This is a genomic window from Geobacillus sp. G4 (assembly GCF_040327975.1).
In the GTDB taxonomy this organism is placed as follows: Bacteria; Bacillota; Bacilli; order Bacillales; family Anoxybacillaceae; genus Geobacillus; species Geobacillus thermoleovorans.
In genome coordinates this window covers 78,019-90,642 of record NZ_JBEPJY010000001.1, presented here as the reverse complement: position 1 = coordinate 90,642, position 12,624 = coordinate 78,019, and the positions used below count along the sequence as shown (strand labels likewise).

The 12,624-nt window shown below is 54.0% G+C and carries 8 protein-coding genes; all 8 read left to right on the top strand.

Annotation, left to right across the window (positions count from 1 at the left end):
* Window positions 1-184 precede the first annotated feature (184 nt).
* The 8 genes from miaB to ABS784_RS00385 all read left to right on the top strand — a co-directional run bounded on the left by miaB (window position 185) and on the right by ABS784_RS00385 (window position 12,445).
* On the top strand, window positions 185-1,780 hold the full coding sequence (miaB, locus tag ABS784_RS00420) for a tRNA (N6-isopentenyl adenosine(37)-C2)-methylthiotransferase MiaB (RefSeq protein ID WP_011230802.1): 1,596 nt from the start codon (window positions 185-187) through the stop codon (window positions 1,778-1,780).
* Window positions 1,758-2,189 carry a YlbF/YmcA family competence regulator gene (locus tag ABS784_RS00415; RefSeq protein ID WP_011230803.1) on the top strand — a complete coding sequence of 144 codons (432 nt, stop codon included), beginning with the start codon at window positions 1,758-1,760 and terminating at the stop codon, window positions 2,187-2,189. Before miaB ends, ABS784_RS00415 begins: the two co-directional genes overlap by 23 nt.
* 223 nt (window positions 2,190-2,412) lie before the next feature.
* On the top strand, window positions 2,413-2,961 hold the full coding sequence (locus tag ABS784_RS00410; protein WP_011230804.1) for an outer spore coat protein CotE: 549 nt from the start codon (window positions 2,413-2,415) through the stop codon (window positions 2,959-2,961).
* Window positions 2,962-3,057: 96 nt separating this feature from the next.
* Window positions 3,058-5,766 carry a DNA mismatch repair protein MutS gene (mutS, locus tag ABS784_RS00405; RefSeq protein ID WP_047757753.1) on the top strand — a complete coding sequence of 903 codons (2,709 nt, stop codon included), beginning with the start codon at window positions 3,058-3,060 and terminating at the stop codon, window positions 5,764-5,766.
* Between the two features lie 14 nt (window positions 5,767-5,780).
* Window positions 5,781-7,673 carry a DNA mismatch repair endonuclease MutL gene (gene mutL / locus ABS784_RS00400; RefSeq protein ID WP_011230806.1) on the top strand — a complete coding sequence of 631 codons (1,893 nt, stop codon included), beginning with the start codon at window positions 5,781-5,783 and terminating at the stop codon, window positions 7,671-7,673.
* Window positions 7,674-7,881: 208 nt separating this feature from the next.
* A complete protein-coding gene (locus ABS784_RS00395) occupies window positions 7,882-8,907 on the top strand; it encodes a C40 family peptidase (RefSeq protein ID WP_011230807.1) in 1,026 nt (341 codons plus the stop codon).
* 276 nt (window positions 8,908-9,183) lie between these two features.
* Window positions 9,184-10,533 (top strand): MDR family MFS transporter, encoded by a 1,350-nt coding sequence (locus ABS784_RS00390; RefSeq protein WP_352511087.1) that lies wholly within the window; start codon window positions 9,184-9,186, stop codon window positions 10,531-10,533.
* A gap of 214 nt (window positions 10,534-10,747) precedes the next feature.
* Window positions 10,748-12,445, top strand: a complete 1,698-nt coding sequence (locus ABS784_RS00385) for a methyl-accepting chemotaxis protein (protein ID WP_033025126.1) — start codon at window positions 10,748-10,750, stop codon at window positions 12,443-12,445.
* Window positions 12,446-12,624: the final 179 nt, after the last annotated feature.

Sequence of the window (12,624 nt, the reverse complement as noted above, 5' to 3'; positions counted from 1 at the left end):
GTTTTTTGTTATCATGACATGTTCCGGTCCTCCGGAACAAACCCCATTGTGTTTCCTTGCCGCTCGCGATATACTATGGTAGTGTGTGGTTGGAAGAAATTTGCCGAGGCGAGGCCGGCTGCACAGGAAACGGCGGCCGCTCGTCCCGGATGATCGAATGATTTTGTGAAGAAAGGAGATTGCTATGAACGAAAAACAACGTTTGGAGCAAACGGGACAAATCAAAACCGAAAGCCATCCAGCGGACAGAAAATCCGCCTTGGACCGGCTGAAAGAAAAAACGACGAAAGACTATGAGAAATATTTCACGAGCGTGTTTCTCCCGCCGAATTTAAAAGAGGCGAAGAAACGCGGCAAAGAGGAAGTCAAGTACGTCAAAGACTTTTCGATTCCTGAAGAGTTTCGCGGCATGGGGCGCGGACGGAAGTTTTACATCCGCACGTATGGCTGTCAAATGAACGAGCACGATACGGAAGTGATGGCCGGCATTTTCATGGCGCTCGGCTATGAGCCGACCGACCGTCCGGAAGAGGCAAACGTCATTTTGCTCAACACGTGCGCGATCCGTGAAAACGCGGAAAACAAAGTGTTTGGCGAGCTCGGCTACTTAAAGCCGCTCAAAACGACGAACCCGGACTTATTGCTCGGCGTGTGCGGCTGTATGTCGCAAGAAGAATCGGTTGTCAAGAAAATTTTAAAGCAATACCAATACGTCGACCTTATTTTCGGCACGCACAACATCCATCGCCTGCCGTACATTTTGCATGAGGCGTACATGTCGAAAGAAATGGTCGTCGAAGTATGGTCGAAAGAGGGCGACGTTGTTGAAAACTTGCCGAAAGTGCGCAAAGGGAAGATTAAAGCATGGGTCAACATTATGTACGGCTGTGACAAGTTTTGCACGTACTGCATCGTTCCGTACACGCGCGGCAAAGAGCGAAGCCGCCGTCCGGAAGACATCATCCAAGAAGTGCGCCAGCTCGCCGCCCAAGGCTATAAAGAAATTACGCTCCTTGGGCAAAACGTCAACGCTTACGGAAAAGATTTCACCGACATCCAGTACGGCCTTGGCGATTTAATGGATGAGCTGCGCAAAATTGACATTGCGCGCATCCGCTTCACAACGAGCCATCCGCGCGACTTTGACGACCGGCTCATCGAAGTGCTCGCCAAACGCGGCAACTTGGTTGAGCATATCCATTTGCCGGTGCAATCGGGCAGCACGGAAATTTTAAAAATGATGGGCCGCAAATATACGCGCGAGGAGTACTTGGAGCTCGTTCGCAAAATCAAAGCCGCCATTCCGGATGTCGCGTTGACGACGGATATTATCGTCGGCTTCCCGAACGAGACGGACGAGCAGTTTGAAGAAACGCTGTCGCTTTACCGTGAAGTCGAATTTGACTCGGCCTACACGTTCATCTATTCACCGCGCGAAGGCACGCCGGCGGCGAACATGAAGGACAACGTGCCGATGGAAGTGAAAAAAGAGCGGCTCAAGCGTCTCAACGACCTTGTTCAGGAAATCGCGGCCAAGAAAATGAAGCAATACGAAGGGCAAGTCGTCGAAGTGCTTGTGGAAGGCGAAAGCAAAACGAATCCGGACGTATTGGCGGGTTATACGCGCAAAAACAAGCTCGTCCACTTCGTCGGCCCCAAATCGCTCATTGGCCAATTGGTCAACGTGCGCATTACGCAGGCAAAGACGTGGACGCTGACGGGCGAGCTAGTCAATGAAGCGATCGAGGTGAACGAACATGGCAAAATATACGCGGGATGATATCTTGGCCCAGGCGAAGCAGCTGGCGAAAATGATCGCCGAAACGGAAGAAGTCGACTTTTTCAAACGAGCGGAAGAAAAAATCCACCAAAACGAAAAAGTGCGCACGTTGATCAACGAGCTGAAATCGTTGCAAAAGCAAGCGGTCAACCTTCAGCATTACGGAAAACATGAAGCGCTGAAACAGGTTGAGGCCAAAATTGACGCCATTTACGAAGAGTTGTCGCAAATTCCGATCGTCAGCGAATTCCAGCAGTCCCAATCCGATGTGAACGACCTGCTTCAGCTCGTCGCCTCGACGATTTCGAATACGGTGACTGATGAAATTCTCGCTTCGACGGGCGGCGACGTGCTGCGCGGCGAAACCGGCGCCGCGCTTCGCTACAACAAACACGGCGGCTGCCATTAATGGCATGCGGCTCAAAAGCGTCCTTCGGGGCGCTTTTTTTCTTATGGGCGCGCTCTCCCTTCCCCCAAACCGCGGGCGGCTGCCTGGCGGCAAAAAAGAAGGCACATCGAACGGAGCAGGCGCATACAATGAACTATACGGAATAATGATTCATTTGCTGTGCACATTAGCGGAGATGGCGCATAGGATGAAATGAAGATTCATTTGAGGAGGGTTCCGTTCGATGTCTGAATACAGAGAAATTATTACGAAAGCCGTTGTCGGCAAAGGCCGCAAGTTTACACAATCGACCCATACGGTGACGGCGCCGAACCGCCCGTCAAGCATTCTTGGCTGCTGGATCATCAACCACCGTTATGAAGCGAAAAAATGCGATAAAACGGTCGAAATTCACGGCCATTATGACATCAACGTCTGGTATTCGTACAACCACAATACAAAAACCGAAGTCGTCACCGAAACGGTGTCGTATACGGACGTCGTCAAATTAAAATATCGCGACAAAGATAATTTAATCAGCGATGACACCGATGTCATCGTCCGCGTCATCCAGCAGCCGAACTGCCTCGAATGCACGATTTCGCCAAACGGCAATAAAATCGTTGTCGATGTTGAGCGGGAGTTTGTCGCCGAAGTGATCGGCGAAACGAAGGTGTGCGTTGCCATCAATCCGGAAGGATGCGGCAAGGACGACGATTTTTGCGACGAGGATGACCTTGATGAAGAATTAGAAGATTTAAGCCCAGATTTGCTGCTTGGCGAAGAAGAATAAAACTAGGAAATTTCTTTCCTAGTTTTTTCTTTTGCCGCTTGTTATAATAGTAGCGCAATCAACGAGCCTTCGGGCCGAAAAGGTTGGGGAGAAGCGATGCCATCGTACACACCGATGATCCAGCAATATTTGCACATTAAAGCGCAATATCCGGACGCGTTTTTATTTTTCCGGCTTGGCGATTTTTACGAACTGTTTTTTGACGACGCCATCAAGGCGGCGCAAGAGCTGGAAATTACATTAACAAGCCGCGACGGCGGCGATGAACGGGTGCCGATGTGCGGGGTGCCGTACCATTCGGCGCAAGGATATATTGAGCAGTTAATCGAAAAGGGATATAAAGTCGCCATTTGCGAACAAGTCGAAGACCCGAAAACGGCCAAAGGCGTCGTTCGCCGCGAAGTTGTGCAGCTCATCACCCCAGGGACGCTCATGGAAGGCAAAGGGCTCACCGAGAAGGAAAACCACTACTTGGCGGCGCTCACGCCGTTTGCTGATGGTACATACGGATTGGCTTACGCCGATTTGTCGACCGGCGAGGTCCGGTTGACGCTTCTTTCTTCGTGGGAGGAAGCGGCAAACGAATTGCACGCCGTTGGAGCGCGGGAGATCATCGTTGCCACAGACAGCGGCGAAGAGTGGGTGCGCGAGCTGAAAGAGCGGTACGGGGCGGCGGTCTCTTATGAGGACGACACATCTCTATGCGACGAATGGAACGGCGTCATCGGCCATGTGGCGCAAGAAAAGCTGCGGCAGGCCGCAGCCCGCTTGCTTCATTACCTCGTCCGCACGCAAAAGCGGCGGCTCGATCATTTGCAGCCGGCTGAGTTGTATCAAGTTGACCACTATATGAAAATGGACCGACATTCCAAGCTGCATTTGGAATTGGTCGAAACGGTGCGGTCAAAAGGAAGGAAAGGCTCGTTGTTATGGCTTTTGGATGAAACGGTGACAGCGATGGGTGGGCGGCTCTTAAAACAATGGCTGGACCGGCCGCTCATTGATCGGCGCGAAATCGAACGGCGCCTCGATTTTGTGGAAACGTTGAAAACGAGCTATTTTGAACGGCAGGAGCTGCGCGACAGGCTGCGCGGCGTTTACGACATTGAGCGCCTTGTCGGCCGTGTCTCCTACGGCAACGCCAATGCCCGCGATCTCGTGCAGCTGAAAAAGTCGCTTCTTCAAGTGCCGGCGCTCCGCCAGACGGTCGGCGCACTGCCGCTCGCTGAAGCGGACAAGCTGTGCGAGCGCCTTGACCCGTGCGAAGAGCTCGTCGATTTGCTCGAGCGCTCGATTCAAGAACAGCCGCCGCTTTCCGTCAAAGAAGGGAACCTCATCAAAGACGGATATGACAAGCAGCTCGACCGCTACCGCGATGCGAGCCGCAACGGCAAGGCGTGGATCGCTGAACTTGAGGCGAAGGAGCGGGAAGCGACCGGCATCAAATCGCTCAAAGTCGGCTACAACCGAGTGTTTGGCTACTATATTGAAGTGACAAAGCCCAATCTCCCCCTTGTTCCGGAAGGACGTTACGAGCGGAAGCAGACGCTCGCCAACGCCGAGCGGTTTATCACCCCGGAGTTGAAGGAAAAAGAGGCGCTCATTTTGGAGGCGGAAGAAAAAAGCATCGAACTCGAATATGAACTGTTTGTCGCCATTCGCGAGCAGGTGAAGCAATACATCCCGCGCCTGCAGACGTTGGCGAAAGCCATTGCCGAGCTTGATGTGCTTCAATCATTCGCAACGATCAGCGACGAGTATCGCTACGTGCGTCCGCAGTTTTCCACGGAGCGCGTCTTGGTGATTCAAGGCGGCCGCCACCCGGTTGTCGAAAAAGTGCTCGGCGCGCAAATGTACGTGCCGAATGACTGCTACATGAACCGCGAGCGGGAAATGCTGCTCATCACTGGACCGAACATGGCTGGAAAAAGCACGTACATGCGGCAAGTGGCGCTCACCGCCGTCATGGCGCAAATCGGCTGTTTCGTTCCCGCCGAGCGGGCGGTGCTGCCCATTTTTGACCAAGTGTTCACCCGCATCGGCGCTGCTGACGACCTGTCGGCAGGACAAAGCACGTTTATGGTCGAAATGTTGGAGGCGCGCCACGCCATCGCTCATGCGACACAAAACAGCCTCATTTTGTTTGATGAAATCGGGCGCGGCACATCGACGTACGACGGCATGGCGCTCGCCCAGGCGATCATTGAGTACATTCACGACCATATCGGCGCGAAAACACTATTTAGCACCCACTACCATGAACTCACCGCCTTGGAGCGTTCGCTCCCGCGGCTTTCGAACGTCCATGCCCGCGCCATCGAGGAAAACGGCAAAGTCGTCTTTTTGCATCAAATCGCCGACGGGCCGGCCGACAAGAGCTACGGCATTCACGTCGCCGAGCTGGCCGGGCTGCCGGCTTCGCTCATTGAACGCGCGCGGGCCATTTTAGCGGAACTGGAGAAAGCGGCGGGAAAACAGGAAGCCGCCGCAGGCAGGATGGACGATGGCGCTTTGGCGGAAGCGGGTTTGGCTTTTCAGGGGAACGAAGCGTTAGACGTCGGCAGCAAGGTTGAGCGCGAGAAGGCCTCCCGTCCGTCAGCCGGCGCGGCGCGGGAGGGCGTTTTGGCGGAAGCGGCGTTTGAGCAGCTGAGTATGTTTCCTGACCTTGCCCCGGCGCCTGTGGAGCCGCCTCTTTCAAACAAAGAGAAAAAGGCGCTCGCGGCGCTGAAAGAGATCAATTTGCTCGAGATGACGCCGCTTGAGGCGCTCAACAAACTGTATGAACTGCAAAAGCTCCTCAAGTAAAGGAGGGAGGCCCGATGGGACGCATCCGCAAGCTCGATGACCTGCTGGCAAACAAAATCGCCGCCGGCGAGGTCGTCGAGCGGCCGGCTTCGGTCGTCAAGGAGTTGGTGGAAAACGCCATTGATGCCCATAGTACGGTCATCAACATCGAGCTTGAAGAGGCGGGAATGGCGAAAATCCGCGTCATCGACAACGGCGACGGCATGGAGGAAGACGACTGCTTGCTCGCTTTTGAACGCCATGCGACAAGCAAAATTCATGACGAGCACGATTTGTTCCGCATCCGCACGCTCGGGTTCCGCGGTGAGGCGCTGCCGAGCATCGCTTCTGTATCCGAAGTGGAGCTGACGACCGGCACGGGCAGCGGACCGGGAACGAAGCTTGTGCTTCAAGGCGGCGCACTCGTCTCCCGCGAGCGGGCGGCGGGGCGCAAAGGAACGGATATTACCGTATCGAACTTGTTTTTCAACACCCCAGCGCGCTTGAAATATATGAAAACGATCCACACCGAGCTCGGCCATGCGGCCGACGTCGTCAACCGGCTAGCGCTCGCCCATCCGGACGTATCATTTCGCCTCCGCCACCAGGGCAAAACATTGCTTGCCACCAATGGCAGCGGCGATGTTCGGCACGTGCTCGCCGCTATTTACGGCGCCGAGACGGCGAGGCAAATGATCCCCATTGAAGCGGAATCGCTCGATTTTACTATTCGCGGTTACATTTCGCCGCCGGACGTGACGCGCGCCTCGCGCAACTACATCTCGCTTGTTGTCAACGGCCGCTATGTGCGCAGCGTGCCGCTCATGAAAGCGATTGAAGCCGGCTACCATACGCTCTTGCCGATCGGCCGCTATCCGATTGTGTTTTTATCCATTGAAATGGATCCGGTGCTTGTCGATGTCAACGTCCATCCGGCAAAGCTCGAAGTCCGCTTTAGCAAGGAAGCAGAGCTGAATGAGCTCGTCACAGACGCCATCCGCCAGGCATTTCGCAAGCGGACGCTCATTCCGTCCGTATCTGCCGACAGCAAGATGGCAAAACCAAAGGCGGAGCAGGCGGCTTGGACGTTCACTCATCGCGTCCGCGAGCCGTCTGTCTTATCGAGCGACATCGGCGGCGGGGAAGATGCGACCGCCCCTCTTGCGCCGCTAACCGGTGACGCACCGGCTGAGCGGCCATCCGCGGCTGTGCAGACGGATGAATGTGGAATACTGGACGAACATGGGCCCGCTTTTGAGCGAAAGCAGGAGGAAGAGGTGGGAGAAGAGCGGTGCTCTCCCCGCTTGCCGACAGATGGGCAAGCGGAGGATAAAGCGGCGGCCGATCGCCTGCCGCCGCTTTATCCGATCGGACAATTGCATGGGACGTACATTTTGGCGGAGAACGAACATGGGCTGTATATGATCGATCAGCATGCGGCTCAAGAGCGGATCAACTATGAATATTTCCGGGAAAAACTCGGCGAAGCCACGAAGGAAGTGCAGGAGCTGCTCGTTCCGTTGATGTTTGAATATCCAGCCGACGAGTACGAGCGGATCGCCGCCTGCCGCGATGAGCTGGCGCGCTGCGGCGTGTTTCTTGAGCCGTTTGGGCCGCGGGCGTTTCTCGTTCGCTCCCATCCGACGTGGTTTCCGAAAGGGAGAGAAAGGGAAATCATCGAGGAAATGATCGAACAAGTGTTGGCGGCCAAAACGGTCGACATCAAGCAATTGCGCGAACAAGCGGCGATCTTAATGAGTTGCAAGCGCGCCATTAAAGCAAACCAACATTTGCGCCAGGATGAACTGTTCGCTTTGCTTGAGGCGCTGCGGCAGACAACGGACCCATTTACTTGTCCCCACGGCCGGCCGATCATCGTTCATTTTTCGACATATGAAATTGAAAAACTATTTAAACGGGTGATGTAGCCTGCGCCCCCTTTGCGCGACAAAGGGGGCGCTTTTTGTAATCGTTTTGTAATCTACTTTTATTCTTTCTGTTACAGACGGATTGCTTTGATTTTACTATAATGGCTCATGTGTAGGAATACGTGGTGAATTTTGTAGAGTGATAGCGAATTTTGTATAAACATGGATACATAAAGATGGATACATCGACGTCATAGGGGGATGCAGCATGAAAAAGACGGTTGTATTGACAAGCACGTTGATCGGCTCGCTGTTGGCCGGCCACGCGGCATCGGCGGCGAGCTATACGGTGCAAAAAGGCGATACGCTTTGGAAGATTGCCCGGCAATCCGGCACGACGGTCGCCGCGTTAAAGCAAGAAAACGGTTTGTCTTCGGATTTGATTTTTCCCGGACAAGTATTGCGCGTCAATGAACCAAATAAATCGAACGAAACTTCTTCGAATACATATACGGTCGAGCCTGGTGATACGCTAAGCGGAATCGCCCGCAAGTTTAGCACGACTGTGGATGCGTTGCTCAAGCTTAATCCAAGCATTACGAACCCAGACTTCATTCGCGCCGGGCAGAAGCTGCAAGTAGCAGGGGAACAGGAACGTTCCAATACATACAATGTGCAGCCGGCAGCCGTGCCGACAAGCGGCCGGTATATCGTGCAGGCGGGGGATACGCTGCTTGAGATTGCGAACAAGTTTCAAACGACGGTCGACCGTCTATTGGCACTGAATCCGCAAATTACAAACCCGAACACCATCCGCATTGGCCAAGCCATTAAAGTGGCGGGCGGAACGACTGATGTCCGGGAGGCCAAGCAGCAAGTATCGGCCGCCAACTCGGCTGCCACTGAGTCGTCCGCATCGCTTGCCGACCGAATCATCGATATTGCGGAAAAATATTTAGGGGCGCGTTATTTGTACGGAGCAAGCCCGTCGCGCACCGATGTGTTTGACTGCTCATCGTTTACGATGCGCGTCTTCAGCGAAGCCGGCATTTCGCTGCCGCGCACATCCACCGCTCAAGCGCAAGCCGGAAGAACGGTGTCGTTTAACCAATTGCAAAAAGGCGATCTCGTCTTTTTTGACACCGATTCAAATGGGACGATCAACCATGTCGGCATTTACGCTGGCAACGGGCAAATGATCAACGCGACCGTTTCGTTGGGTGTTGCGTATTCGTCGCTGACGTCATCCTATTGGAAAACGCGGTATGTAAAAGCGGTTCGGGTCATCAACTAAATGAAAGACGATTAACGCAGCTGTTCGTGCGAAGCCTTAGGCGCTTCGGTGAACAGCTTTTTTGTTGTTCGTGCGAGTGAAAGCCGAATCCAACAAAGATGCAGGATGATGCCGCGGAAAAACGGGTTAGCGGTTTTGAGGCTTTCTGCTTTTAAGGCAACAAAAAACAGCAACAAGTACAAATAGTCCGGCTTTCTGGCGCGTATCATTTGGTGCCATGATGATTCATCATGTAAAATAAGATATTCATAGATGATCAAAAAGGAGGGCATTGGTATGAACAGCCGTCTGTCCGTGATGGTGAGCATTGTGCTGGTCATGCTCGTCGCCTCGATGGATACGACGATCATGAACACGACGATGCCGATCATCGCCAAAGAACTTGGGGGATTCTCCCTTTATGCATGGGCGTTTGCGTCATACATGATTACGACAACCGTCCTGTCACCGATTGCCGGCCGTCTGTCCGACCTGTTTGGCCGCAAAAACGTATTCAGCTTTGGCATCATTTTATTTTTGATTGGCTCGCTTCTTTGCGGTTTGTCGCAAAATATGGTGCAACTCGTCCTGTTCCGCGCCGTACAAGGGGTCGGCGCCGGGTTTATGATGCCGTTTCCGGCCATTATCGCCGGCGATTTGTTTCCGGTGGAAAAGCGCGGAAAGATCCAGGCGTTTTTTACCGCCATGTGGGGGATTTCCGCCGTCTTGGCGCCGCTTTTAGGCTCGCTGTTTGTCGAATACGCGACATGGCGCTGGATTTTTTATGTCAACATTCCCATTTGCCTGCTCTCGCTTGTGACGTTGTTTCCATATAAAGAAGTATATGAACCGAAGCGGGCGGCGGTTGACTATATGGGGGCGGTGTTATTTGCCGCCGCAGTCAGCCTGCTTTTGCTCGTCACTGTTGCGAAGCGCGGACAATGGTGGTACGGGGCGGCCGGTGCGCTCTTGCTTGTTGCGTTTTACTTTTTCGAAAAACGGCAGCCGTCTCCGCTCGTGCCGCTTTCACTTGTTCATCACCGCACGCTCAAATGGATGAACATTAACGGCTTTGTCAGCTGCGTCGCGCTGTTTGGCACGTCAAGCTACATTCCGCTCTTTTTGCAAAATGTTGCTCATTTATCGGTATTTATCAGCGGCGTCGCTTTGCTCGGCTCGTCCGTTGGTTGGATGATCGCCGCCGTGCCGGCCGGGAAATGGATTTTGCGCTATGGCTACCGTCCGCTTCTCATCATCGGCAATGTGCTGCTGGTTGCGTCCGGCTTGCTTCTGGCGCTGCTGAACGAAAGTCACGGGTTTTGGTATGTGTTTTTCGTCATGTTTGTCCAAGGGCTGTCGTTTGGGTTGACCTCGACCGTCGGCGTCATCGGCTCGCAGCAGCTTGCGGACGTCCATGAAAAAGGAATCGCGACGTCCTTTTTTATGTTTTGCCGCAATATCGGCACGGCGATCGGCGTGACCGTCATGGGAGCGTTTTTGACGAAGGCGCCGACGTTTATGACCGGCATCCATCATTTGTTTTTATTCGGCCTCATTGGCAGCATCGCCGCGCTTGTCACCTCGCTTTTCATTCATGATGAAGCCGAAACCGGCCGAAACACGTGGCAGCCGGAAGGAACGGCGTAAGGCGGGGAAGCGGCATGGGGGCGGCCGGTTTGCTCTCCTTGCGAGTTTACGGTGAAAGAGGAGGCTCATTGAGAAAATCCAGTTGATTTTCTCAATGAAGCAGGCCTTTTCATCAAAGATGGCGAAAGAGCTAAAAAAAATACTAAACATTGGCTGTTATCATCCGATAATGTAGATGGAACAACATACTGATTCACAGACGGAGGACTTGCCAATGAACATGAAAATGACCGTGCGCAAAAAACTGCTGGCTGGCTTCGGCCTCGTCTACGTGTTGATCGCGCTGCTAGTCGGGTTTTCTTATTACGAAATTTCGACTCTTGACCGTACATACACCGATGTGATCGACAAACGGGTGACGAAGCTTGTCAATGCCAAAGAGCTTGAAGTATTGATCCGCCGCGAGGTCGGCAGCATGCGCGGCTATTTGTTGACCGGCGATGAGACGTCAAGGAAAAATTTTGAAAAAGCGCATGGGGAGTACAAGAAAATAAGCGAAAAGCTTGCGGCGGAGCTGACGCGGGAAGAAACGAAACAGCTGCTTGCCGAGCTCGATTTGCTTGAACAGCAGTTTTACGAACTTGGGCAAAAAACGTTCGACCTAAAAGCGCAAAACAAACCGGAGCAGTACATCGCCCTTGTGACCACAACAGGGCGCGACTTAACAACCCAATTTGATGAAAAGGTGAATCAATTGGTCGCTCTCCAGCAGCGGGAAATGAAGGAAGCTAATGATGATGCGAGCGCATCGGCGGCTGCGGTCCAGCGGCTGATCATCATCGTCGGCTTGTTGACGGCGGCGGCTGGAGCGACCGTCAGCTATTACATCAGCCGCTCGCTTTCCCGCCCGCTATTGGCGCTGTCGGAAGCGGCGAAGCGGATCGCCGCCGGCGATTTGACGGACGGGCGGCTCTCGGTTCGCAACCGCGATGAAATTGGCGCACTCGCCGCTTCGTTTGAGCAAATGGCGAAAAACTTGCGCGAAGTGCTCCAAGAAGTGGCGCAAAACGCCGAGCAAGTCGCCGCTTCGTCGGAGGAGCTGGCAGCGAGCGCCGAACAGACGAGCAAGGCGACCGAGCAAATCGCCATGACGATTCAGGGCGTTGCTTCCGGCATGGACAAGCAAATGCAAAGCGTGGAAGAAACGTCCGCCGCCGTCGATTCGATGTCTGAGAGAATCGAGCAAATTTCCGGACGGGCGCAAAGCGTGTCCGCCATCGCTGCTGAGGCGTCAAGACAAGCGGCTGAGGGAGGGCAAACGATCGAGGCGGGCGTTGCGCAAATGAACAAAGTCAATGATACGGTCGAGCGGCTGGCTGACCTCATTAAAGGGCTTGGCCACCGTTCCGAGCAAATCGGCTCGATCATCGAAGCAATCCGCAGCATCGCGGCGCAGACGAACTTGCTCGCCTTAAACGCCGCCATTGAGGCGGCGCGCGCCGGCGAGCACGGGCGCGGCTTTGCCGTCGTTGCTGACGAAGTGCGGAAGCTCGCCGAGCAATCGGCCCAATCGGCCCAGCAAATCGCGGAATTGATCGCTGCCATTCAAGAAGAAACGGTCCATGCCGTCCAATCAATGGAGTCGGTCGTCAACGAAGTGACGGCCGGAACGAACGTCATTCGCGCCTCGGGAGAAATGTTCGCCCGCATTCGCGCCGCCGTGGACGAAGTTGCGGCGCAAATCCGCGACGTATCCACCGCGGTCAGCGACATAGTCTCTTCTTCGGAGCAAATGGTGCGCTCCGTCCGGCTTGTCGCCGACGTGGCCGAGTCGACATCGGCCGGTGCGCAGGAGGTGTCGGCGGCGACCGAGGAACAGCTGGCCTCGATGGAGGAAATTTCAGCTTCGGCCGCGTCGCTCTCGAAAATGGCGGACGATTTGCAGGCGATTGTCAACAAGTTTTCATTATGATGAGCGCCTTTTATGGCGTTCATTTTTTTCCATATGGTTATGGCGAAAGGGAAGAAAGGCGATTTTTCGCGCTGCCATGTATAAAACGATTTGTGGATGGCGAAAACGTATGAAAGAAATGGTTCCATGCACAGCTGTTTTTATGTATAATGATGGTTGACACAAGTCCCACAACAGAA